Below are 23,252 nucleotides of genomic sequence, written 5' to 3' on the forward strand. Positions count from 1 at the left end.
CGCTTGCGCGGCGATACAACCGCCGAATCCGCGACTGTGATGCAAATCCCGCGCCTTTCCCCCTTGAGAAGGAGGGCAGCAATCACGAGATGCATGGCGCAGGGGGCGCACTCGGTTTGGTGGCGCTCCGTTTTTTGGAGTGTGGTAATGAGAAGCCTTGTCTGGAGCATCTTCGCTTTAAGCACAGCTTTCGGGACATATGTTGTCTGGCAGAATGCTGTCAGCCCTGCAGCGTCGTCATCGGTGTCGAATGCTGCAGAGGTTTCTGAGCAGCCAGTTTCAGAGACTCTCGAAAGTACTCCACATGCTGAAAGCCCGCGGACTCAAGAGAGTGCGCTGGAGGCGCTGTTCACACCGGAAGGCTTTGATTTGAAAGAGGTTTGTGCGCTGATCGATGCGGCGGACATGGGGGATTTGCAAAAGGCGGCGCTTAAGGCAACGCTCGTGGATTCTCTTGAAAACCCTGAGTTTCTCCAACAGACTCTGGAGAATGCCAAAGATGCCTTAGGCTACTGAGTGCAACAAAAAACGCCCCCAATCGGGGGCGTTTCGTTATGAATTCTTGCCTTTAGTCGAGGAAAGCTTTTTCCACCACATATTGTGCAGGCTTGGAATTTGCACCTTCCTCAAGACCCGCTTCTTCGAAGAGCTCCTTGAGTTCGAGGTTGAAGGCCAAATTGCCACAGATCATTGCGCGGTCGGTTTCTGGGTTCAAAGGTTCGATTCCCAGATCTTCAAATACCTCGCCAGAGCGGATCAGATCGGTGATCCGGCCCATTTTGGGGCTCTCTTCACGGGTGGTGGTAGGGTAGTAGCGAATCTTCTTGTGGAAGTCCTCGCCCATCAGCTCTGCGAGCATTGCATCGTTGCGGATGCTTTCGATGAGGTCGCGACCGTAAGTCAGCTCACCAACTTCGCGGCAGGTGTGGGTGATGATGACTTCATCGTAATCTTCATAAGTCTGCGGCTCGCGCAGCAGCGAAGCAAACGGGGCAAAGCCGGTGCCAGTTGCAAAGAACCAGATGCGCTTACCTGGCAGCAGGGCGTCGTGCACGAGCGTGCCAACAGGCTTGGGGCGCAGGATGATTTCATCACCCGGTTTGATGTGCTGCAGCTTGGAGGTCAGCGGGCCGTCTTGCACTTTGATGGAGTAGAACTCCATTTCCTCATCCCACGCCGGGGAGGCGATGGAATAGGCGCGCAGAAGCGGTTTTTGCTTGCCTGTCTTGGGGTCTGGATCGCCCATCAAGCCAATCATGACAAATTCGCCCGACCGGAAACGCAGAGACGCAGGGCGTGTGCAGCGAAATGAGAACAGGCGGTCAGTGTAGTGCTTCACCTCTGTCACAGTTTGCGCGTCAGGAAGGGCGGGCACTTTTACGGATTTTTCTTCGGTCACAGGCGTTTGCTCGGTCATATCAAAACAGGCGGGATTGCCACGCCTCCTCATCTAACATCTCTGGTGGGGTTTTGAAGGTATATCAGCGATGCGGCTTTGACATATCGCAAAGCCGCACCACTTTCTGCGACACGCTTTAGCCGCGCATCCGGGCTTGGTAGTCGTTAGCTTGCCAGTTGGCGCGGAACTTCCATTCCTCTTCTGGCTGGCGGGTGGACAACTCTTCAGAGATTTCCACCTCGTCAAAGCCACAGCGGCGTGCCATGGCATATTGATCTGAAATAACGTGGCCTTTCGCGCGCAGTCGGCCATTGTAGCCAGCTAAGCGCAGCTGGCGGGCGATGGTAAAGCCGCGGCCGTCTGCAAAGCTTGGGAAATCCACGCGGATCATCTTCACGCCTGCGAGCTGCGCAATAACAGCTGCCGGGTCGGTATCTGAAGGGACGTCAAGCGCCGCCACATCATTTGCGGCTTCATCCAGCGGCACAAAACCAAGGGTCCAGTCGTCGGCGCCAAAGCCGTTGTCTGTCACGATCACAGTCATGTTTTTTCTCCGGTTCGCACTATTTTGCCATCGACAAAATGAATGCCACATTCTTCTTTGTCCTGACCGCGCCAGCGGCCGGAGCGGGGGTCTTCGCCTTCTGCCACCGGCGAGGTGCAAGGCGCACAGCCGATGGAGGGGTAGCCTTTGGCCACAAGCGGGTGACGCGGCAGGCGGTTTTCTTCCATATAGGCACGCACGTCATCCGGTGCCCAATGGGCCAGCGGGTTGACTTTGATGCGGCCTGTGAAGTCTTCGATTTCAAAGAACTCAAGCGCGGCACGCGTGCCGGACTGGAAGCGCTTGCGCCCCGTGATCCAGCCATCATAGCCACGCAGGGCTTTTTGCAGCGGGCGGGTTTTGCGCAACGCACAGCAGGCATCGGTGTCGTGCTGGTGCAATGTGCCATCCGGGTCTTCTGCGGCCAGCGTGGTGTCGCTTGCGCGGATCACCTGAACATTTTCCAGACGCAGTTGCTCTGCCAAATCCTGCTGGTAGACAAGTGTCTCCGCAAAGAGCATTTCCGTGTCCACGAAGAGCACGGGAATCTTGCGGTCCACAACGGCCGCCATGTGCAGCAGCACAGCGGATTCCGCGCCAAAAGAAGACACCATTGCCAGTTTCCCGGCCTGAGGATCCTTCAAGGCAGCTTCCATCACCGCCGTCGCAGAATGATGGCGGTAGCGCGCGTTCAGCGCATCCACCTTTGCCTGCAGCGGATCCACGCGCTCTGACCCCGGGGCTTTCCCGGTGGTCAGAGGCGAGGTCAGTGGCGTGAGGCCATTATGCTGCATTCGCCTGCGCCTCTGGGTAGAGGTGAGCCTTGAACGGCGCGAGGCCGAGGCGGCGGTACGCTTCCAGGAAGGTCTCTTCCGGACCTTCGCGCAGCTCCAGATAGCCTTTCACGAGGCGCTCAATTGCAGGCACGATTTCATCGTATGCAAAGCCAGGGCCGGCGCGCTCACCGATGGAAGCGGTCCAGGTAGCATCGCCACCGAGTGTGATCTGGTAGTTCTCAACACCGGCGCGGTCGAGACCGAGGATGCCGATGTGACCCACGTGGTGGTGGCCACAGGCGTTGATGCAGCCTGAGATCTTGATCTGCAGGTGGCCGATGTCGTGCTCAAGCTTCAGCTCTTCAAAGCGGGTTGCGATTTGCTGCGCCACAGGGATTGAGCGCGCGGTTGCCAGCGCACAGTAGTCCATGCCGGGGCAGGCGATGATGTCGCTGACAAGACCAATGTTGGCCGTGTGCAGGTCCGCCTCACGGAGTGCCGCGTAGATCGCTTGCAGATCGGATTTATGCACGTGCGGCAGGATCACGTTCTGCTCGTGGCTGATACGCAGCTCGTCATGCCCATAATCACGCGCGATCTGGGCCAGAACACGCATTTGCTCCGCGGTTGCGTCGCCCGGGGTTTTGCCCTGCTTTTTCAGCGAAACCGTGACAATGGTGTAGCCCGGCGCGCGGTGCTCGGTGAGGTTTGTGTCGACCCAGCTGCGGAACATTGGGTTGGCGTCGTAAGCCGCTTCAAACTCTGCGACCGGCGCGTTGCGGAAGGCAGGTGGTGCAAAATGCGCTTTGATGTCTGCAAACAGATCTTGATCGACACCCGAGAAGGTTGGACGCACGCTTTCATAGCGCTCCTCAACCTTGGCACGGAATTCGTCCAGGCCGGTTTCATGCACGGTGATCTTGATGCGGGCTTTGTATTTGTTGTCGCGGCGACCAATCTGGTTCCAGACGGAGACGGTTGCCTCGATGTAAGGCAGCAGGTCTTCGCGCGGCAGGAAGTCGTTGAGGACTTTGCCGACCATAGGTGTACGGCCGAGGCCGCCGCCAACCAGCACTTGGTAACCTGTTTCACCAGAGTCGTTTTTCACGATGCGAACAGCCAGATCGTGCGCCTTCAGAACGGCACGATCGGCCTCGCCAGCACTCACGGCGATTTTGAACTTGCGACCCATGAACTGGAATTCAGGGTGATCGGTGGACCACTGACGGATCAGCTCCGCGACCGGGCGTGGATCTTCCAGCTCGTCTGCTGCTGCGCCCGCAAAATGGTCTGCGGTCACGTTGCGGATGGTGTTGCCGGAGGTCTGGATGGCGTGCATGCCAACTTCGCCCAAAGCGTCCAGCATATCAGGCACATCTTTGAGTTTTGGCCAGTTGTACTGGATGTTCTGGCGGGTGGTGAAGTGGCCGTAGCCTTTGTCCCATTTCTCTGCAAGCAGCGCCAGCGTGTCCATCTGCGTGGAGCTGAGGGTGCCATAAGGAATGGCGACGCGCAGCATGTAGGCGTGCAGCTGAAGATAGAGGCCGTTCATCAGGCGCAGAGGCTTGAATTCATCCTCGGTCAGATTGCCGGCGATGCGGCGCTCTACCTGTGCACGGAACTGACGATTGCGCTCGGCCAGGAAGGCTTTGTCAAAGTCGTTGTATTGATACATGGGTGGACCTTTTCGCGTTTGTCTCAGGAGAGGCCGATCAGACGGCCTGACCATCCTGGTTTGCGGCGTCTGCCTGTTTGCCGTGGAAGTAGTTTGACGGGCCGGTGCGGCGGAATTCTTCGCGGAAATGGGTTGGCTCAGGGCCGTTTTCTCCGGCGACCGCATCCGCCAGATAGGCGCCTACGACTTCGCTAACCTGTTGAGAAGCCTCAAGAAGGCGCAACTGTGCGTGGGCTTCATCAGTTAGTAACTCTGCTTCGGTCAAATCACGTGACCAATTGTCTTCGGCTGTGAAGTAAATCACGTCGCCTTCCAACAGGGCGTTGGCGGTGATGACTTTGGGTGTGAATGCGCGGGGCATTTGTCCGACTCCGGTGTTTGACTTTGATCCATATATAGGAAATATTCCCCCTCAACCGCCAGATACTGGCGAAAATAGAAACGTGCGTTTCGGTGTCAGCGGGGATCTGCGCCGATGTTCCAAAAACTGAGGGGAAATGGAATGGCGTTGCGCATTGACGACATGGATAAGAAAATTCTTGGGGAGTTGCAACGGGACGCAGCGCAATCTCTCGATGAAATTGCCAAACGTGTGGGGTCTTCGAAGACTCCGGTGTGGAACCGGATCCGGAAATTGCGCGAAGGCGGGGTCATTCGCCAGCAAACCGTTCTCCTGGATGCCGAAGCCCTTGGTTTTGATGCCTGTTTCTTTGTTCTGATCCGCACCAGCGAACATGAAGCCGATTGGCAGGCGAAATTCCTGAAAGCTTTGCGGGAGCGGCCTGAGGTGCTGGAAGCGCACCGGCTGGCGGGGGACATAGACTATATCCTTAAAGTGCAGGTGCAGAATGCGCGCGCTTACGACATCTTTTATCAAGCTTTGATCTCAGAGGTGAAGGTCCACAACGTGACCGCCTTGTTATCAATGGAAGAAATCAAATCCACGAGCATGCTACCGCTCTGAGCGGTAAGATTTGGCCGTTTTTTGCAAAGCCGCCTGCAGGCGTGTCTGTATCGCGTCGGTATTGCGGCTGTATCGCGACAGTGCAATTTCGCGCCTTTGCACCTTACCGCAACGGTCGATGCTGTAAGATTTAGGCCGCAGCCGATCTGACCCAAATTGGACCAGATCGGCCTGTTTTCCAGCGCCTCTAGGGACGCATGAGCAACCAGATCATCGCGCCGATGAAGGCGAAGGTAGAGAGGTTGAGAACTGTGTTGAGCAGATCACCGATCAGCATGATGCACCTCCTGACGCAGGCCCCGGATCAGACAGACACAGAGCAGTACACAGACAAAGACAAAAGGTAGGGCGCCAATCGCGATCAGCTTTTTGACCGCATCGATTGAGCCGGACAGGATCATCGCGGCCCCCAGCAGGCCGAGCAGCATGCCCCAGACCAAGCGGACCTTCGGGCTTGGGTCGGGATCGCCGCCGGTTGAGAATGTGCCGAGCACAAAAGCCGCGCTCACCACGCTGGTGACGATGAAGAGGAAGGCCGCCAGAATGGTGGCGATGGTGGTCAGTGTCGGCAGGGGCAGGCGCTCCAGTAGGCCAAAGGTGACACGTTCCACATTGGTCTCTGCCATCAGGAGCAGATCACCGCTGCCATGCAATGTGTCAAACAGACCAATGCCGCCAAAGGCACCAAACCAGATCACTGAGAACACGGTTGGGCCAATCAACACGCCCAGCACAAACTCGCGAATGGTGCGGCCTTTGGAGATGCGGGCAATAAAGACGCCGACAAATGGCCCCCAAGCGATCCACCAGACCATATAGGTGAGGGTCCAATCCTGAAACCATGTGTCCAGATCGTCGCCAAAGAAGGTGAGGGTTTCAAAGCCACGGGGGATGGCGGCAAAGACATAGTCGCCAAAGCCGTTGAGAATGGAATTGAGCAAAAATTCCGTGGGGCCGAGAATGACGGTGTAGAGCACCAGAGCGATGGCGATGATCATGGCGGTGTTGGAGAGACGCGCCATGCCGGTGCCGAGATCCACGAGCAGGGGTGGCAGGTAGGCGGCGACCATCACCACAAACACCGCAGCCACAAGCCATGTGGCGGCTTTGTCGCCGCCCATCATAACGTCGATGCCGTCGGCCACCTGAAACACACCCATGGCGATGGAGCCACCCACGCCAATGGCAATGGCAACAATCGCCATGAAATCAGACAGCCCCCCAACGAGCTTTGCCCATGTTTCGTTTGGGAAGAGCGTTTCAATCGGGCCGCTGACCAGCATCGGGGCCCCTTTGCGGAAGGTGAAATAGGCGATGGCGAGCGCTGTGATGCCGTAGATCGCCCAGGCATGGATGCCCCAGTGGAAATTTGTGGCCAGCAGAGCCTGCTGAGCGGCATAGGGCTGTTCCATGAAACTTTGGGCAAAGGCAAAATGGGTCAGGGGTTCGGCAACGGCCCAGAACAGCAAGCCCACCCCCATGCCCGCCGCAAAGAGCATGGCAATCCAAGAGGGCGTGGAAAACTCCGGCCGATCATCATCGGCTCCAAGGCGGATGTCTCCAAATCTGGAGAAGGCCAGCCAGATACACAGGAGCAACATGCCGGAGACAGAGAGCATGACAAACCAGCCGCGGCTCTCAAAGTATTTGGCAACCACTGTGGAAGCCAGACGTACGAGGCTGTCCGGGTCCACGACACCCCAAGCGCCGATCGCTGTGATCAAGGTGCAGGAGGTTGCAAGGGTGAGCTGCGAACGTGTCACGGTTTGCCCTCCAACATCTCAGGGCAAGCGATGTGTTCTGTCGTGCGGTTGATCCTCATAGCCTGCTCCTAACAAAGCCTACTTTGGTGGTGAAAGTGCCGGTCCGGTGCGCAAGGGAGAAGTGTCTGCCCTTATGCGTCTTCGTTCGTTTGTAGCCAAAAGACAGGTGGTCTCGCCAATGGCTTCTGGCGCTGTGTCATAGTGAAAAAAGTGAATATGTGAAGTAAAATTTCAAAAGTTAGTAAAAGATTAATAAATTAGACAGGTGCCCTAATGTTGTGCAACGCTTGGATCACTGGACTTCGTGCAAAAGGGGTAGACTATGTCTGAGACCAAAAAAATGCTCGATCCGGACCCAAGAGTCTGGGATTTCGAAACGGAATACGAGCTCGGGCAGGACAACATCAGGCCATTCGGACTTGATATACACAATCCTGTATTTCTTATATCTAGTATATTGATCTGTGCGTTTGTGCTGATCTCGCTGGCCAATCAGGAAGCCTCTGCGGCGTTCTTTGGATGGCTCAGGCCGTGGCTGACCAGCACCTTTGATTGGTTTCTTGTTCTTTCTGTGAATGCGATCACGCTGTTTGTGCTGGCGCTTGTTGTGCTGCCGGTTGGCTCTGTGCGGATTGGCGGCAAAGATGCGCGGCCGGATTATTCCTATGCGGGCTGGATCGCGATGATGTTTGCCGCTGGCATCGGGATTGGCCTGCTGTTTTTTGGCGTGCTTGAACCGGTCTATTATAACTTTTCCGAAGGCGGCGGTGCGCGGCCACTGAATGTGGATGCCAGCCAGCCGGGCAATGAATATATCGGCGTTGTGGGCACCATTCACCACTGGGGGCTTGAGGCCTGGGCGGTCTATGCCGCGGTGGGGCTGTCGCTGGCGATTTTCTGTTACAACCTTGATCTGCCGCTGACGCTGCGCTCTGCGTTTTATCCGATTTTGGGGGATCGCGTCTGGGGCTGGTGGGGCCACACCATTGATATTCTGGCGGTTTTTGCCACGCTGTTTGGCCTGACCACTTCGCTTGGTCTGGGTGCACAGCAGGTGGCCGCCGGATTGAATGAGGTGTTTGGCATTGAGCCTACCAACACGGTTGTGGTGCTGTTGATCATCGGGATCACGGTGATTGCACTGGGATCGGTTTTGATGGGCATGGATGCCGGGGTGAAGCGCCTGTCAGAGATCAATATGATTATGGCGGTGGCCTTGTTTGTCTTTGTGATTTTGGTCACGGGCGTGGGCACCGCGATTGCGCGGTATTTCTCTGTGATGACGGATTATGTGGCGATGCTTCCGGCGCTCTCAAACCCGTTTGGGCGAGAGGACACGAGCTTCTTCCATGGCTGGACGACGTTCTATTGGGCCTGGTGGATCGCGTGGTCGCCGTTTGTGGGGATGTTCATTGCGCGCATTTCCAAGGGGCGGACCGTGCGTGAATTTGTGCTCTGTGCCTTGATCGCGCCGACGGCGGTTTGTGCGCTGTGGATGTCCACCTTTGGGGGGGCGGCGATTGACATGCTGAACGCCGGTGGTGCGGAAGGCGTGAAGGCGACCGTGATTGACGCCTATAAGCCTGAGGGCGCGCTGTTTGGCTTCCTCAAGGAGCTGCCGCTTTACTCGGTGGTGGCGCCGATTTCGCTGGTGCTGATCGTGATCTTCTTTGTGACCTCGTCAGATTCCGGCTCGCTGGTGATTGATACGATCACTGCAGGCGGGAAAATGGATGCGCCGGTGGTGCAGCGGGTGTTCTGGTGCACGCTGGAAGGTCTGGTGGCGATTGCGCTTCTGCTGGGCGGCGGGTTGGCCGCGCTGCAGGGGGCGGCGGTGTCCACGGGCATTCCGTTCACGCTGGTGGTGCTGATGATGTGCTACTGCCTGTGGCTGGCGCTCAAAGCTGAGCGCGCCAAGATGTAAAGAGAGCTGCGGGCGCGTCTTTGGGGGCGCGCCCGCGCAGCGTTTAGGTGCGACGCAGGGCGCTGGCGAGCACCGCGATCATGAGCGCAAGGCCGGCAAGCACGGCAAAAGACACCCGAAGAGATGTGGCATTGGCGATAAACCCGATCAACGGCGGGCCAAGCAGCATGCCGCCATAGCCGAAGGTGGCGGTGCCAGCGAGGGCTTTGCCCGGCGGTACAACGGGATCATTGGCGGCGCGGCTGAAGGCCAGCGGGAAGATCAGCGCATAGCCCAGACCCATGAGCACAAAGCCCGTCAGCATGATGGCGGGCACGGGAAAGAGCACGGTGAGCAGCGCGCCGATGGCGGCGACAAAGCCGCTGATGCGGGCGGCGGTGACGGGGGGCACATGGCGGGTGATCTGGTCTCCGGCGAGGCGCATGGCCACCATGGCGACAGAGAACAGCGCATAGCCCATGGCGGCCCAGTTTTCCGGCGCGTTGCCGATGTCGACCAGATAGACCGCGCTCCAATCCGCAATCGCCCCTTCGCCCATGGAGGCACCAAGCGCCAGAAGGCCCACAAGCACGAGGGGGCCGGTGGGTAGGGAGAACACCGGCGCCGGGTTGCTGCGGTTGGTGGGGGAGGTCCACGGGATCTGACCGATCCAGAGCATAAGCGCAGTCCAAGTGCCGCCGATGGCGATGAAATGCCAGAGCGGCGCAATCTCAAGGCTGATCGCGCCGTAGCCGCTGGCCGCACCCAGCCCTGCACCAAGGCTCCACATGGCATGATAAGAAGACATTTGCGGACGTTTGGCCCAGCGTTCCACCTCAGCGCCCCAGGCGTTCATGGTGACATCCATCGCGCCGTGCGCGGCTCCGAAGAGAAAGAGCGCCGGGGCGAGAAACCAAATGCTGGGGGAGGCGGCAAGCGCAACGAAGAAGATCAGTTTTGCTGCCGCGATGGCGCGGGTCACCGCTGCGGCACCGTAGGTGTCGGCCAGCCGACCGGCGATCGGGAAGGCGCAGATCGCGCCGCCGGCGAGCAAGAGCAGAAGGCCGCCCAGCTCGGCGTGAGACAAATCATGGGCGGTCTTGAAAGCCGGGATGCGCGAGGCCCAGATGCCAAAGAGCCCGCCGTTGAGGGCAAACATCGCGGCGATGGCGCGCCATGCGCTTGGTCTTGTCAGATCTGCCGGGGCGGGGGCGTGCGACGGCGCGGCGTCTGGTGCGATATGTTCAGAAGTCATCGGAACGTGTCTGGCTTGAGGCCGTATTTGGCAAGTTTGTCATACATGGTTTTGCGCGGCAGCTTGAGGGTCTCGGCCGCTGCGGCGGCGCGGCCTTGGTGTTTGCGCAGGGCTTCGGCCAGCAGGGAGCGCTCCACCTGTGCCATCTGCTCGGCTAGACCAAGCGAGGCGCTTTGGGTTTCTTCGCCGGGCAGGCCCAGCACAAAGCGCATGGCGACACTCATCAGCGCGCGGGCATTGCCGGGCCAGTCCTGCGCCATGAGGCCGGAGATCACTTCCGGCGTGACCTCGGGGGCGGTGACACCTGCCTGTTCGGCGGCCTGAGCAACGTATTGGCGGAACATCACCGGAATGTCCTCGGGGCGTTCAGACAGCGCGGGTATGCGGACCTGCAGCGCATCCAGCCTATAAAAGAGATCGGCATGCAGGCGTGCCTCTTGCACGGCTTCTGACAGATCTGCCGCGCTGCCAAAAATCAGGCGGGGATGGTCTTCGGTTTCCAAAAGCGACAGCAGCGCAAACTGGGTTTGCATCGGCATGGCCTGAATTTCATCCAGAAACAGGCTGCCGCCTGCGGCGTCCTCGACCGCCTGTTCAAAGCGCGCCACATCCATGTCGATGGTGGTGTGTTTGCCAAATGGCCCTTTGCTGAAGGGGGAGCACAGATGCACCACTTCGGCCACTTTGGAGATGCCCGCGCCGGGCGGGCCGCTGACCAGAACTTCGGCTGGGATGCGCGCAACGGAGCGCACCCGACGGCGCAGGGTCTCAGACTGGTCGGAGACACCAAAAATCCAGCGCGCAGCAGCGTCGCCGGTTTCAAGCTGGGCTTTCAGACGGCGGTTTTCGAGCGCCATGGCCCGGGCCTTTTGCGCGCGGTTGATCACGGCCACAAGCTCTGTTGGCGCGCAGGGTTTTTCCAGAAAGCCAAATGCCCCCTGCGTCATCGCTTTTACGGCCATGGGAATGTCGCCTTCGCCCGTGAGCAGGATCACTGGCAGTTCGGCGTCAGCTTCTTTGGCGAAATTCAGAAGATGAAAGCCATCCCGCCCCGGCATGCGCATGTCAGAGAGGATCACGCCGGTGAACTGAGCGGTGATGTGATCTTTGGCCTCGACAAAGGAGCCTGCGGCAATCACGGGAAAGTCTTCAAGTTCAAGCGTTTGCGTGAGCGCCTCGCGCACCACCGGATCGTCGTCCACGACGAGGACCGGCGTGGGAGCCTCGGGCAGGGGGGAGGTCATGCGGCGCTCTCCTGTGGCCAGCGTTCCAATTCAACGGTGAAGAGCGCGCCGCCTTCCGGGTGATTGCTGCCCCGGATGTTGCCGCCAAAGCTCTGGACCAATCCGTAGCTGATAGAGAGGCCGAGGCCCATACCCTCAGAAGAGCCAACTTCTTTGGTGGTGTAAAACGGGTCAAAAATCTTGTCGGGCGCGTCAATCCCTGGCCCGGTGTCGCGGATCAGCACACAGAGGCGCGGGGTGGATTGAATGGTGATGTCGATCTGACGGGTGGGGCGGTTGGCCATGGCGTCAGCAGCGTTGGTGATGAGGTTGACAAAGACCTGCCCCAAACGCACCTCGCCGCCGCGCACATATACCGGGGTCTTGAGCGCGTCCGGTGACCAGTTGAGGGTGATGTCGTCCTGCAGCAGGCGCGGCTCTGTCAGCTCAACGGCCTGCGTGATGACGGCGGCCAGATCAATGCGGCCTGTTGGTTCGTTTTCATTGCGGGCAAAGGCACGCAGGTTCTTGATAATACGGGCCATGCGTGTGGCCATCTGTGAGATGCGCGTGAGGTTTTCGCCTGCCTTGCCGCTGTTGTCCCGTTCCAGAAAGCGCGTGCCGTTTTCGGCAAAGGTTTGAATCGCCATGAGTGGCTGGTTGAGTTCGTGGCTGATGCCTGCACTCATCTGTCCAAGGGCAGAGAGTTTTCCGGCTTGCACCAGATCGGCCTGTGCCTTTTTGAGCGCGGCTTCGGCTTCCTCGCGCTCGGTGATTTCGCGGCGCAAAGCCTCGTTGGTGGCGCTGAGCGCTTGAGTGCGCAAGGTGACGCGGTTTTCTAGCTCGGCATTGGCCTCTGTCAGAACCCGGCGGCGTTCCAGAACCTGCAGTAGGATCAGCCCAAAGATCATAAAGATCGCGGCGATGGTACCTGCCTGCAGCCCGGCGATGCGGCGTGCGAGGCTGACGTCGACGATGGCTTCGGCCACCATATCGATCACCGGCAGATCCTGCACGATGTGCAGCCCGCGCGCAGGGATGTAAGGCCCCCAGTCCAGTTGCCAGATTTCAAAGCCTGCGCGGGTATATGATCTGAAGGTCGGGGCCTTTCCCTGCGGGGGGATCAGGCTTTGCCCATCGGGGGAGCGTTTCCAGAACACCAGCTCGGAGCGGTTGGAAATGAAGACTTCATTCAGATCGTCGATAAAGAACACGGTGGGGCCGTCGCCGCGCCAGTTGCCTTCGACATCTTCCACATCGACCACCACTGTGAGCACGGCGCTGACCGTGCCATCTGAGGAAAAGCTTGGAACAGAGTAGTAAAAGGCGCGGCGGTCAAAACGCAGGTCGACTTCGTGGTGAGCGCCCAATGCGCCCTGAAGGGCGCGCCTGAAATAGGGTGTTTCAGACAGCGCGTTGGGGGGCGGGGCACTCGCCTGTGCAGTGGCAAGAATGGTGCCGTCTGCGCGGGCATAGATGAGATCCAGCGCGGCGGTTTTGTCTGCGGCCTCAAGCAGAAGGGCGTGGCCGCGTTGGGCGGTGGTGATGGCCGGGTTGTTGGCCAGGGCCAGCAGGGTCGGGTGCTCTGCCATCAGCACGGCAAGCTCTTGATATCGCTTGAGTTGTGCGGTCAAGCGATCAGCGCCCAAAGCCAGATCGGCCTCGCCCCGGCGGGCCAGCTGTTCCAGCGCTTGACCATAGCCATAACGCCAGACCCCACCAGTCACAGCGAGCACGGTGAGCAGGAAGATCATCAGAATCGCCGCGCGGTGGCGGATCCAGGTACGCATGGGCGTGACCCTAGCGATTTTGCGGCGGGGCTGCGAGTCGTCGTGAATTTGGGCATGTGTCGCGGTGTGCGGGCGAGGGCTGCGGTGTGCGTGGGAGAATTTTGACGTGCCCCCTTGCTCTGGAATGAACAATCGTTCAGTCTCTGCGGATCAGCACATGGGGATGACGTAAGGAGCGCGCAGGGGATGCCGATCAAGAACCGCTTTGCAGAGATGCAGGAAGAGATCACCGGCTGGCGCCGTCATTTGCATGCCCATCCGGAGCTGATGTTTGATGTGCAGGAGACGGTGGCCTTTGTAGAGGCGCGGCTGAAGGAATTTGGCGTGGATGAGATCACGCTGGGGATTGGCCGCACCGGTGTGGTGGCGGTGATCAAGGGCCGCACGGACACCAAGGGGCGTGTTGTCGGGCTGCGTGCGGATATGGATGCGCTGCCGATCGAGGAGATCACCGGGTTGGACTATGCTTCCACGGTTCCGGGCAAGATGCATGCCTGCGGCCATGATGGGCATACAGCGATGCTGCTCGGGGCGGCGAAATACCTTGCGGAGACGCGCAATTTTGACGGCACGGCGGTGATGATTTTCCAGCCGGCCGAAGAAGGCGGCGGTGGCGGCAAAGAGATGTGTGATGACGGGATGATGGACCGTTGGAACATTCAGGAGGTCTATGGCATGCACAATGCGCCGGGGCTGGCGGTGGGCCAGTTTGCCATCCGGCCCGGTGCGCTGATGGCCTCAGCAGATGAGTTTGAGATTGAGGTGACCGGCAAAGGCGGTCATGCGGCGGAACCTCATGCTGCGGTCGACACCACATTGGTTGCAGCGCAGATTCTTGTGTCGCTTCAGTCGATTGTGGCGCGCAATGTGAAGCCGATTGAACGGGTGGTGCTGACGGTGGGCACACTTGAGACCGACAGCAATGCCTCCAATGTGATTGCGCATAAGGTGCGCATGAAGGGCACGGTGCGCACGCTGGACAACGACAACCGCGCTTTGGTGGAGCAGCGTATCCGGGAGGTGGCGACCCATACGGCGCTGGCCTTTGGTGCCACTGCGGAGGTGACCTGGGAGGATGGCTATCCGGTCACCGTGAACCACGAGGCGGAGACCGCATTTGCGATTGAAGCTGCGCAGGCGGTGGCGGGGGAGGCCAATGTGGACCCGGATGTGGATCCGATCATGCCTGCGGAGGATTTCTCCTTCATGCTGGAGGAGCGCCCGGGGGCTTATATTCACCTTGGCAATGGCGACAGCGCGCAATGTCACCATCCGGCCTATAACTTTGAAGATGAGGCGATCCCCTTTGGCAGCAGCTGGTATGCTGAGATGGTTGAACGCCGGATGCCCGTAACAGACGTATAAGACCCGATCAGGAATTACACACAGATGCCTATTAAGAACCGTTTTGCCGAGCTGCATGCCGAGATCACCGAATGGCGGCGTGACATTCATGCCCATCCCGAGGTGCTTTATGAAACCCACCGCACGGCGGCGCTTGTGGCGGACAAGCTGCGGGAGTTTGGCTGTGACGAGGTGGTCAGCGGTGTGGGGCGCACGGGTGTGGTGGGCATCATCAAAGGCAAGACCAATGCGTCTGGCAAGGTGATCGGCCTGCGTGCAGACATGGATGCGCTGCCGATGCAGGAGCAGACCGGGCTGGAGTATGCCTCAACCCATGAAGGGGCGATGCATGCCTGCGGACATGACGGGCACACCGCTATGCTGCTGGGCGCGGCCAAGTATCTGAGTGAGACGCGCAACTTTGATGGCGCTGTTGCACTGATCTTTCAGCCCGCCGAAGAAGGCGGCAACGGCGCCTTGGCCATGGTGGAAGACGGGATGATGGACCGTTGGAACATTCAGGAAGTCTACGGTATGCACAATCAGCCGGGCATGGCTGTGGGCGAGTTTGGCGTGCGTAAAGGGCCGCTGCTTGCGGCGGTGGACTTCTTCACCATCCATATCGAGGGCAGAGGCGGCCATGCGGCACACCCCCAGGACACGGTGGATCCGACATTGATCGGCACGCAGATGCATATGGCGCTGCAATCCATCGTCAGCCGCAATGTCGACCCGGTGGAGCGCGCGGTGGTGTCGGTGACGTCGTTTCAGACCGGATCCGATGTCTATAATGTGATCCCGCACACCGCCACGCTGAAAGGCACGGTGCGCACTTTTGTACCGAAGACGCAGGACATGGTGCAGGCGCGCATCGAAGAGATTGTGACACAGGTGGCGGAGAGCTTTGGCGGCAAAGCCACGCTGGATTATCAACGCATTACGCCTGCGACGATCAACTCAGAAGAGCAGGCGGCCTTCGCCGAAGATGTGGTCACTGCGATCTCCGGCAGATGCAATCTCGCGGATATCAGCATGGGCGGCGAGGATTTCTCCTACATGTTGCAGGCCCGGCCCGGTGCCTTCATCATGATCGGCAATGGGGACAGCGCGTCTCTGCACCATCCGGAATATAATTTTGACGACGATGCGATCCCCTACGGGAGCAGCTTTCTGTCGGAAGTGATCGAGCGCCGCATGCCAGCGGCCTAAGGCAAGAGTTACAGAGAGGAAACGAGATGCCAACCAAGAACCGTTTTGCAGAGTTGCATGATGAAATCACCGCATGGCGACGCGATCTGCACGAAAACCCCGAAATCCTGTTTGAAACCCACCGCACCAGCGCGCTTGTGGCCGAGAAGCTTGAAGCTTTTGGCTGCGATGAGGTTGTCACAGGCATTGGCCGCACCGGAGTTGTCGGTGTGATCAAAGGCAAGGAAACCGGCTCCGGCAAAGTGATTGGCCTGCGCGCAGATATGGATGCGCTGCCGATCCATGAGCAGACCGGTCTGGACTATGCCTCCAAAACGCCGGGTGCGATGCACGCTTGCGGCCACGACGGCCACACTGCGATGCTGCTTGGCGCGGCCAAATACCTGAGCGAGACCCGCAACTTTGACGGCACCGTGGTTGTGATCTTTCAGCCGGCCGAAGAAGGCGGCGGCGGCGGCAAAGAAATGTGTGATGACGGTATGATGGACCGCTGGGGCATCCAGGAGGTCTACGGCATGCACAACTGGCCAGGCATGCCGCTTGGCAGCTTTGCAATCCGTCCCGGATCCTTCTTTGCGGCGACTGACCAGTTTGACATCACCTTTGAGGGCAAGGGTGGTCACGCGGCCAAGCCGCAGGAGACCGTGGACACAACCGTGATGGCCGCGCAGGCGGTGGTGGCGCTGCAGACCATCGCAAGCCGCAACGCCAACCCGGTGGATCAGGTGGTGGTGTCTGTCACCAGCTTTGAAACCAGCTCTAAGGCTTTCAATGTGATCCCACAGAAGGTGCAGATCAAAGGCACCGTGCGTACCATGAGCGCGGACATGCGTGATCTTGCGGAACAGCGGATCAAGGCGATTTGTGCCGGTATGGCCGGAACCTTTGGCGGTACAGCGGATGTGACCTATCACCGCGGCTATCCGGTGATGGTGAACTCTGAGGTGCAGACCGAGTTTGCCGCTGAGGTGGCAAAATCCATATCCGGTCAATGTGAGGAAGCCCCGCTGGTGATGGGCGGCGAAGACTTTGCCTTTATGCTGGAAGAGCGCCCCGGTGCCTACATTCTTGTGGGCAACGGCGAAGGGGGCGCGGCAGTGCATCATCCGGAATACAACTTCAATGATGAAGCCATCCCCGCAGGCTGTAGCTGGTGGGCGGAGATCGTTGAGAAGCGGATGCCAGCCGCTTAAGTAAAGAGAAGGCCGCGCTGAAGGGCGCGGCCTTTATTATGTGTCGACTACCTTAGGCGCGCGCCTGCAAGGCCCTCAGGGGAATTGGCAAGTCTTAAGACGCCAGCCGCTGTTCCAGATGTGCTGAAAGCGTGTGCAGCAGATGGGTCTTGTTAATCGGTTTTGACAGGAACATATCCATCCCCGCCTCAAGACAGGCCTGTTTGTCGCTGGCAAAAGCATTGGCCGTAAGGGCAATAATGGGCGGCTGTTTGATCGGCAGATCCCGGATGATGCGGGTGGCTTGAAGGCCGTCGAGCTCGGGCATCGACATGTCCATCAGCACCAGATCAGGGCTGTCGAGTTTGCAATATTCCACAGCTTCGACACCGTTTTCGACCTCAATCAGTTCCAGCGGATAATCCGCGAGATATTTGCGGATCAGCAGGCGGTTGGTTTTGTTGTCCTCTGCCAGAAGAATACGGGTGCCATAGAGATGTTCGGGGGCAAACTTGAGATGCTCAACCTCGGTCTCTGTTTCGCCGATGGGGGCCTTGCCCATGATGGTGGCGGAGAAGCAGGCGCCCTGATTGTATTTTTCGCACAGGCTGATATCGCCGCCCATCCGACGCGCGAGCATGGTCGAGATGGTGAGGCCAAGGCCGGTGCCGCCGAAGGATCGCGTGATCGCGGCGTCGGCCTGGGAAAAGCGGTCAAAGACATGGCGTGCCTGCTCTGGTGAGATGCCGATGCCGGTGTCGATGACGTCAATGCAGATGCCAAATTCGGTGCCCGGTTGGCGGCTGACAACAACCCGCACGCCGCCTTCGATGGTGAATTTCACCGCGTTGCCGATCAGATTCATCAGGATCTGGCGCAGGCGGCCGTCATCGGCGCGCAGCTTTTGGGGGACACCCTCTTTGTATTCAACCGTCAGGAAGAGGCCCTTTTGCTCGGCTTTGTGGCGCAGCAGATCAGCCACGCTGTCGATGCAGCGGTGCAGGTCAAAATCAACCTCACAGACGTCGAGTTTGCCGGATTCAAGGCGGGAGAGATCCAGAATGTCGTTGATGATCTTAAGCAGCGCGTGGCCGGACTCGCGGATCGTGGTCACATTTTGCTTGTCCTCGCTGGATAGCGGAGATTCAGAGAGCAGTTCGGACATGCCGATGATCGCGTTCATCGGCGTGCGGATTTCGTGGCTCATATTGGCGAGGAATTCGGATTTTGCGCGATCCGCGGTCTCTGCGGCGCGTTTGGCTTCGGCCAGTTCGGCCTCATAGCGCTTTGTCTCGGTGATCTCCCGCTCAATGCCGATGCTCATGACCACCTTGCCGTCTTCATCCAGTACTGGGAAAATATTGGTATCCACCCAGATGAGTTTGCCGGATTTGGTACGGTTGAGGATTTCGGTGTGAAAGCGCTCGCCCCGCTTCTGGTGGCGTTTGATCGTTTCGATTGTGTAGGGGTCGGTTTCCTTTGCATTGAGCAGCTGGCCTGCGTGGCGGCCTACGGCGTCGTCAAAGGCGTAACCGGTCATCCGTGTGAAGCCGTCGTTCACCCAGATGATTTTGCCGGTTGGATCAGACAGCAGCACGCTGTCGGAGGCGTGTTTGGCGACCAGAGAGAGGCGTTCAAGTTCCTCGTCGCGTTTTTGCAGTTTCACGATCATCGCGCGGCGCTGCTCTGACAGGCGGGCGGCGGCAATGGTCGGGGTGAGGACAAGCAGTAATGCGCCCAAGAAGAACAGGCGCACGCCTACCATATCTTCGGCATATTTGATCCAGCCGTTTTTTGGACGGGCGGCGATTTGCCAGGTGCCATTGGGCAGCTGTATGTCCATTAGAATGGGGTCGTCGTTCAGGACATCTGGATTTCCAAAGAAAAGCTCGCCATCGGCGCCTTTTCCGTCCTTGCCGATCAGCGCGATATCCAGCGTCAGCTCCGGGTCACGCAAACCAGCGCTCTCATAAAGATGTTCGGCATCGATCACGGCGGCGATCAGACCCCAGAAGCGGCGCTCGCCGCCGCGCTCATCCCAAACCGGCAAGCGGGCGATCAACCCGACGCCGCCTTGCACCAAATCGAGGGGGCCGGCGATGGCCATCTTACCGGTGTCTCGTACCTGATACGCAACGCGCCTGCGCGCCTCATTCTCATGGTAATTCAAGCCTAAGGCGGGGCGGTTGCTCTCCAGAGGATAGACGCGGTTGATGATCAGATCGGGGGCAGCGGCGATGTTGATGAATTCCATGGTGCCGCCTGTGATGCGGCTCATCAGGGCGCTGTAGCGCTCCTGAGACATGTCCAGGTCATCTGAGAAGGCCGCCACAATGCCGCGTACAAGCTGAATGCGGGCGCTGACTTCGCCTTCGATCTGTGCCCGCAGGCGGCTTGTTTCACTGGACGCGAGGTTGCGCTGTTCCTGAAGGGCAATCTTGTTGTTTTGATAATCTGCATAGAGCGCGAAGGAGGAGACGACCAGCACAGCGATGAACGACGGGAGATAGGCGCGTCGAAAAACGGGCGTTAAAATCCTACGCAAATGGGCGGTCAGTTGCATTCGTATTCCGGTCCTTTTGTCCGGCCGCAGGGGGCGCATTGACTCTGCATGAGGCATATTAAGGGGGATTTAAGATCCATACGCCGCTGAGCGGGCCGGATGTCATCAGGGTTGTGTGACGTTGGATGGCGAAAACTTTGCTCAATCTAACCTGTCGAGAAAAATTATTGTTTTACAGTATTTTAAGTTTGTCGAGACACACAGCTCTATTAATATTTATGGGTCCAAGCTTCCGTCGAGGCAAGATAAAGATATAGTTTGCATAGATTTTTCTGAAGAAAACCCAGCAGGCATTGTCGAGATCAGGAGCGAGGCTGCCGGAGCGGTGTCTCTCCTGTAGAGCGCTGAGGCGGTCTCCTGTGAATCGACGCGCACTTTTCGGACATGTCTGCGGGGCGTGGCAAACAGGGCCGATCTGTGTATAGAGGAGCCTGCCGCCGCGCTTGGGCGGGCCGCACAAAAAGGGACCTCTTCTTGACGCAACACCCGCTTGTTCTCGGATGGCAATTGCGCAGCTACCTTGCGCTGCGCCCACTCTTGCAACCCTTGATGCGTCGCGTGGTCGCCAAGCGCGTGGCAAAGGGCAAAGATGATCCCGCACGCAGCCCGGAAAAACTGGGGCAAAGCTCTGTGCTGCGCCCTGAAGGCACGGTGATCTGGCTGCATGCGGTGGGATTGGGTGAAGTGCTGGCGCTGCGCCCCTTGCTCAAGGAGATGGCCCGGCAGGCACCCAATGTCTCCTTTCTGGTGACGTCGACCGCACGCAGCTCGGGGCAGGTGATGGGGGCGAACCTTCCGGCCAATACCATCCACCAGTTTCTGCCGCTGGACGGCCCCCGGTTTGTGGCGGCCTTCCTCGATCACTGGCAACCGGATCTGTCGATCTGGTCGGAGCAGGATCTCTGGCCCGGCGCCATTTGTGATACAGCGCGCCGGGGCATTTCGCTGGCCTATATCAATGCGCGGATCACGGAAGCGGGCCACAAAAGCCGTGCCCGGTTTCGCTCTGCCTTTGGGGATCTGATGCGGCTGTTTGATCTGGTCGCTGGACAGGACGCAGACAGCGTGGCGCGCCTGCGTGATCTGGGGGCGCAAGCGCCCCGCCAAATGGGATCGCTCAAACCGGCGGCTGATCCGCTTTTGGTGGATGCGGCGGCTTTGAACGCTGTGAAGGCTCAGACCGAAGGCCGGACAGTCTGGGTTGCGGCCTCTACACATAAAGAGGATGAGGCGCTGGTGATCGCCGCGCATCAAGAGCTTTTGCGCGCCGAGCCCACCGCGCTTCTTATACTGGCCCCACGTGTGCCTGACCGCCGTGCAGAGATTGGCGATGCGCTGACCGACGCCGGATTGTCTTATGCTCTGCGCAGCACAGGTGCGACGCCATCGGCGGAAGTTCCGGTCTATATGGCAGACACATTCGGGGAATTGGGTCTGTGGTACCGTCTGGCAGACATCGCCTTTGTCGGAGGCTCTGCGGGCGAGGTGGGTGGGCATAACCCGTGGGAGGCGATCGGGCAGGGATGCGCGGTCTTGCATGGCGCCAATACCAGCAATTTCAGACAAGACTATGCTGATCTGGCGCAGGTGGGCCTTGCTACAGAATGCGCGGGGGCTGGTGCGGCCGCACATATTGCCGACGTCCTCGCCAATCTGGACAAGGCCGGAGATGCAGCGCAGGTGCAGCAGAAAGCGGAGGCTTTGGTTGCACGCGCGCGCGAAGGTCTCACGCCTCTTGCCCGCGATTTGCTTGCGCTGCTAAGGGCTGCGCCATGATCCTGACGCTCTTCAATCTGATTTACCGGCTGCTTTGGGTACCTTTGCTGCCACTTCTGATGATCTATCTCTATATGCGGGGGCGCAAAGACCCGCGGTATCTGCGCCATGTCAAAGAGCGCTTCGGCTTTTACGGGCGCGCGCTGCCGCAGGATGCGATCTGGTTTCATGCGGTGAGCCTTGGTGAAGTGCGCTCTGCCCTTGGAATGATCCGGCTCGCACTGGCGCGTGGCGATAAGGTGATCCTCACCAACTTCACCCCTGCGGGACGCGAAGAGAGTGAGCGCCAGTTTGCCAAGGAGATTGCCGAGGGCCGCCTTGCGGTGCTGTGGGTGCCCTTGGACATGCACTGGTGCCTGCATCGGTTTTACCGGGCCTGCCGTCCGCGCTTTGGTCTCACCCTGGAGGTGGAGATCTGGCCTGCGATGATCGCAAGTGCCCGCCGCGCCGGTGTGCCGCTTTATCTGTGTAACTCTCAATATACGTCAGGGGCCTTTGCCAAAGACAGCAAGGGCCTGCGTTTGCGGCAACGTGTGATTGCCAGCGTGGCCGGCGCCTTTGTCAAATCAGAGATACAGCGCGCGCGCTTTGCCTCTGTCGGGGTGCAGAACATCACGGTCACGGGCGAGCTGCGATTTGATCAGCCGATCCCGGAGGCCTTGCTTGATGCGGCGGCGCAGGTTCGCCCGCAGCTCACCGCGGATGGCCGTCAGGTGATCACAATTGCCTCAGGCGTCGCCGGGGAAGAAGAGATCTTTCGCGATATGATCCTGTCGCTGCGCGCCGCCGCCGCCAATGACAGCGCCCCGGCGCCCCTCTTTGTCTATGTGCCACGTGCGCCCGAACGCTTTGAGGCGGTTGGCCGGATGCTGCAAGACGCAGATCTCTCTGTAGGCGTGCGCAGTCAGCTGGCTGAGGTTGGCACAGCGGGGCTGGCTCTACTTGGAGAGGCCTTGGCGGATATGCCCGATGTCCTGCTGGGCGACAGCTTTGGGGAAATGTACTTCTATCTTGGTCTGGCCGATCAGGTCATCGTGGGTGGCGGCTTCACCCCGGCAGGGGCGCATAACATCATTGAGCCACTGGCGGTTGGCAAACCTCCAATCACTGGCCCGGAAACTTGGCCCATCGAATTTCCCTTTGCAGAGGCCGAAGCGGCCGGCGTGGCCAAAAGCTTTGACACACCTGAAGCGATGGCAGCGGCGCTCTGGCCCCCAAGAGAGGCCCCGCTCAAAGAGGCCGCGATATTCATGGCCGAACACCGCGGCGCCAGTGAGCGTACATTGCAGGCGATGGATCAGGTGCTGATCTCACAAAGCGAAAAGTCTGACTGAACATATAAAGGACATATAAAGGGGGGCATGATGCGCCCCTTTTTCACGTCTCGGGCAGGGCGAGTCGATGGGTGCTATGGTTTGCCAAGGCAAAACGGGCGGTTTCAGCGTCGGGAGTGCCCCGTTCTCAGCGTCAAAGGCCGCTGCTCCAATTTTTTCACTTCCCCAAACCCCTTAAAAACAGGGCTTTTGCGAAAAAAACATGCAGTCGGGCAGTTTTTTTCATTTTCCTGTCAAAAAGCGCTTGCGACTCATCCGTACCAGCACTAGAACCCCTTCACCGGCGGCGCTGAGGCGCACAACGGCGGGACGGACTGGCTGGGAGCGACGCTCTGGGTTGGGAAGTTCTGGAAATATCGAGCAGTATCAGCGGGTTGCGCTAGGAAGTTTTTCGGCGCGGTCTGGTGGTTTTGTCTCTGGGGTTCTTTTTTGGGATCCGACGTTATTTGACATTGTGATGACACTGAAGAGATATGAGGGCGGTTTGGTTCTTTCGATGAACAAACACCTGCATATCGGCTCTTAGGCTTCGGCTGATAATAGAGTTTACAACAGCTTCACT

The 23,252-nt window shown here is 59.0% G+C and carries 18 protein-coding genes; 8 read left to right on the forward strand and 10 right to left on the reverse strand.

All coding sequences use genetic code 11. The features are described from left to right. The first annotated feature begins 147 nt into the window (after positions 1-147). Positions 148-516, forward strand: a complete 369-nt coding sequence (locus J7399_RS19205; RefSeq protein WP_209088968.1) for a hypothetical protein — start codon at positions 148-150, stop codon at positions 514-516. Positions 517-568: 52 nt separating this feature from the next. Here the strand turns inward: J7399_RS19205 and J7399_RS19210 are convergent, their stop codons facing one another. The 5 genes from J7399_RS19210 to J7399_RS19230 form a co-directional block, all read right to left on the reverse strand. Beyond that, positions 569-1,417 carry a ferredoxin--NADP reductase gene (locus tag J7399_RS19210; RefSeq protein WP_209089021.1) on the reverse strand — a complete coding sequence of 283 codons (849 nt, stop codon included), beginning with the start codon at positions 1,415-1,417 and terminating at the stop codon, positions 569-571. 118 nt (positions 1,418-1,535) lie between these two features. Next, a complete protein-coding gene (locus J7399_RS19215; RefSeq protein WP_209080158.1) occupies positions 1,536-1,943 on the reverse strand; it encodes a DUF934 domain-containing protein in 408 nt (135 codons plus the stop codon). Continuing rightward, a complete protein-coding gene (locus J7399_RS19220) occupies positions 1,940-2,737 on the reverse strand; it encodes a phosphoadenylyl-sulfate reductase (protein WP_209088970.1) in 798 nt (265 codons plus the stop codon). The genes J7399_RS19215 and J7399_RS19220 overlap by 4 nt, the downstream gene beginning before the upstream one ends. After that, positions 2,727-4,394: a nitrite/sulfite reductase gene (locus J7399_RS19225; protein ID WP_209088973.1), complete on the reverse strand. Its 1,668-nt coding sequence runs from the start codon at positions 4,392-4,394 to the stop codon at positions 2,727-2,729. The genes J7399_RS19220 and J7399_RS19225 overlap by 11 nt, the downstream gene beginning before the upstream one ends. A 37-nt stretch (positions 4,395-4,431) precedes the next feature. After that, positions 4,432-4,755, reverse strand: a complete 324-nt coding sequence (locus J7399_RS19230; RefSeq protein ID WP_209088976.1) for a DUF2849 domain-containing protein — start codon at positions 4,753-4,755, stop codon at positions 4,432-4,434. Positions 4,756-4,896: 141 nt separating this feature from the next. Between J7399_RS19230 and J7399_RS19235 the strand changes: the two genes are divergently transcribed. Beyond that, complete coding sequence (locus tag J7399_RS19235) at positions 4,897-5,358, forward strand: Lrp/AsnC family transcriptional regulator (protein ID WP_209065420.1); 462 nt, start codon at positions 4,897-4,899, stop codon at positions 5,356-5,358. Between the two features lie 263 nt (positions 5,359-5,621). On the opposite strand, the gene J7399_RS19240 is transcribed toward J7399_RS19235, so the two are convergent. Beyond that, on the reverse strand, positions 5,622-7,121 hold the full coding sequence (locus J7399_RS19240; RefSeq protein ID WP_209088979.1) for a BCCT family transporter: 1,500 nt from the start codon (positions 7,119-7,121) through the stop codon (positions 5,622-5,624). 322 nt (positions 7,122-7,443) lie between these two features. Between J7399_RS19240 and J7399_RS19245 the strand changes: the two genes are divergently transcribed. Continuing rightward, positions 7,444-9,045 carry a BCCT family transporter gene (locus J7399_RS19245; RefSeq protein ID WP_209088981.1) on the forward strand — a complete coding sequence of 534 codons (1,602 nt, stop codon included), beginning with the start codon at positions 7,444-7,446 and terminating at the stop codon, positions 9,043-9,045. Between the two features lie 43 nt (positions 9,046-9,088). On the opposite strand, the gene J7399_RS19250 is transcribed toward J7399_RS19245, so the two are convergent. The 3 genes from J7399_RS19250 to J7399_RS19260 are packed head-to-tail and all read right to left on the reverse strand — an operon-like array spanning position 9,089 to position 13,292. Continuing rightward, positions 9,089-10,279 carry an MFS transporter gene (locus tag J7399_RS19250; protein WP_209088983.1) on the reverse strand — a complete coding sequence of 397 codons (1,191 nt, stop codon included), beginning with the start codon at positions 10,277-10,279 and terminating at the stop codon, positions 9,089-9,091. Further along, positions 10,276-11,523 carry a sigma-54 dependent transcriptional regulator gene (locus J7399_RS19255; RefSeq protein ID WP_209088986.1) on the reverse strand — a complete coding sequence of 416 codons (1,248 nt, stop codon included), beginning with the start codon at positions 11,521-11,523 and terminating at the stop codon, positions 10,276-10,278. Before J7399_RS19255 ends, J7399_RS19250 begins: the two co-directional genes overlap by 4 nt. After that, positions 11,520-13,292 carry an ATP-binding protein gene (locus J7399_RS19260; RefSeq protein ID WP_209088989.1) on the reverse strand — a complete coding sequence of 591 codons (1,773 nt, stop codon included), beginning with the start codon at positions 13,290-13,292 and terminating at the stop codon, positions 11,520-11,522. Before J7399_RS19260 ends, J7399_RS19255 begins: the two co-directional genes overlap by 4 nt. Positions 13,293-13,478: 186 nt before the next feature. Here J7399_RS19260 and J7399_RS19265 point away from each other — a divergent pair, with 186 nt between their 5' ends. The 3 genes from J7399_RS19265 to J7399_RS19275 are packed head-to-tail and all read left to right on the forward strand — an operon-like array spanning position 13,479 to position 17,038. Then, the gene (locus tag J7399_RS19265) at positions 13,479-14,657 is read left to right on the forward strand and encodes a M20 aminoacylase family protein (RefSeq protein ID WP_209088992.1); all 1,179 of its coding nucleotides are present in this window, start codon (positions 13,479-13,481) and stop codon (positions 14,655-14,657) included. A gap of 24 nt (positions 14,658-14,681) precedes the next feature. After that, on the forward strand, positions 14,682-15,845 hold the full coding sequence (locus J7399_RS19270; protein ID WP_209088994.1) for a M20 aminoacylase family protein: 1,164 nt from the start codon (positions 14,682-14,684) through the stop codon (positions 15,843-15,845). A gap of 26 nt (positions 15,846-15,871) precedes the next feature. Then, a complete protein-coding gene (locus J7399_RS19275; protein ID WP_209080188.1) occupies positions 15,872-17,038 on the forward strand; it encodes a M20 aminoacylase family protein in 1,167 nt (388 codons plus the stop codon). A gap of 94 nt (positions 17,039-17,132) precedes the next feature. Here the strand turns inward: J7399_RS19275 and J7399_RS19280 are convergent, their stop codons facing one another. Next, entirely contained in the window at positions 17,133-19,580 is a 2,448-nt protein-coding gene (locus J7399_RS19280) for a response regulator (RefSeq protein ID WP_209088997.1), read from the reverse strand. Positions 19,581-20,054: 474 nt separating this feature from the next. On the opposite strand from J7399_RS19280, the gene J7399_RS19285 reads away from it, so the two are divergent. Continuing rightward, positions 20,055-21,356, forward strand: coding sequence for a glycosyltransferase N-terminal domain-containing protein (locus J7399_RS19285; protein WP_209089000.1), 1,302 nt, complete (start codon positions 20,055-20,057; stop codon positions 21,354-21,356). Then, the gene (locus J7399_RS19290) at positions 21,353-22,690 is read left to right on the forward strand and encodes a glycosyltransferase N-terminal domain-containing protein (protein ID WP_209080194.1); all 1,338 of its coding nucleotides are present in this window, start codon (positions 21,353-21,355) and stop codon (positions 22,688-22,690) included. Before J7399_RS19285 ends, J7399_RS19290 begins: the two co-directional genes overlap by 4 nt. Positions 22,691-23,252: the final 562 nt, after the last annotated feature.

The organism is Shimia sp. R9_1 (assembly GCF_017743775.1).
Taxonomy (GTDB): Bacteria; Pseudomonadota; Alphaproteobacteria; order Rhodobacterales; family Rhodobacteraceae; genus Shimia.

What these genes read in the sequence shown, in the direction of transcription:
- J7399_RS19210 (WP_209089021.1), bottom strand. Translation starts at nt 1,417, where the DNA reads ATGACCGAGCAAACGCCTGTGACCGAAGAAAAATCCGTAAAAGTGCCC.
- J7399_RS19250 (WP_209088983.1), bottom strand. Translation starts at nt 10,279, where the DNA reads ATGACTTCTGAACATATCGCACCAGACGCCGCGCCGTCGCACGCCCCC.
- J7399_RS19270 (WP_209088994.1), top strand. Translation starts at nt 14,682, where the DNA reads ATGCCTATTAAGAACCGTTTTGCCGAGCTGCATGCCGAGATCACCGAA.
- J7399_RS19230 (WP_209088976.1), bottom strand. Translation starts at nt 4,755, where the DNA reads ATGCCCCGCGCATTCACACCCAAAGTCATCACCGCCAACGCCCTGTTG.
- J7399_RS19280 (WP_209088997.1), bottom strand. Translation starts at nt 19,580, where the DNA reads ATGCAACTGACCGCCCATTTGCGTAGGATTTTAACGCCCGTTTTTCGA.
- J7399_RS19215 (WP_209080158.1), bottom strand. Translation starts at nt 1,943, where the DNA reads ATGACTGTGATCGTGACAGACAACGGCTTTGGCGCCGACGACTGGACC.
- J7399_RS19235 (WP_209065420.1), top strand. Translation starts at nt 4,897, where the DNA reads ATGGCGTTGCGCATTGACGACATGGATAAGAAAATTCTTGGGGAGTTG.
- J7399_RS19205 (WP_209088968.1), top strand. Translation starts at nt 148, where the DNA reads ATGAGAAGCCTTGTCTGGAGCATCTTCGCTTTAAGCACAGCTTTCGGG.
- J7399_RS19220 (WP_209088970.1), bottom strand. Translation starts at nt 2,737, where the DNA reads ATGCAGCATAATGGCCTCACGCCACTGACCTCGCCTCTGACCACCGGG.
- J7399_RS19255 (WP_209088986.1), bottom strand. Translation starts at nt 11,523, where the DNA reads ATGACCTCCCCCCTGCCCGAGGCTCCCACGCCGGTCCTCGTCGTGGAC.
- J7399_RS19225 (WP_209088973.1), bottom strand. Translation starts at nt 4,394, where the DNA reads ATGTATCAATACAACGACTTTGACAAAGCCTTCCTGGCCGAGCGCAAT.
- J7399_RS19275 (WP_209080188.1), top strand. Translation starts at nt 15,872, where the DNA reads ATGCCAACCAAGAACCGTTTTGCAGAGTTGCATGATGAAATCACCGCA.
- J7399_RS19260 (WP_209088989.1), bottom strand. Translation starts at nt 13,292, where the DNA reads ATGCGTACCTGGATCCGCCACCGCGCGGCGATTCTGATGATCTTCCTG.
- J7399_RS19245 (WP_209088981.1), top strand. Translation starts at nt 7,444, where the DNA reads ATGTCTGAGACCAAAAAAATGCTCGATCCGGACCCAAGAGTCTGGGAT.
- J7399_RS19290 (WP_209080194.1), top strand. Translation starts at nt 21,353, where the DNA reads ATGATCCTGACGCTCTTCAATCTGATTTACCGGCTGCTTTGGGTACCT.
- J7399_RS19265 (WP_209088992.1), top strand. Translation starts at nt 13,479, where the DNA reads ATGCCGATCAAGAACCGCTTTGCAGAGATGCAGGAAGAGATCACCGGC.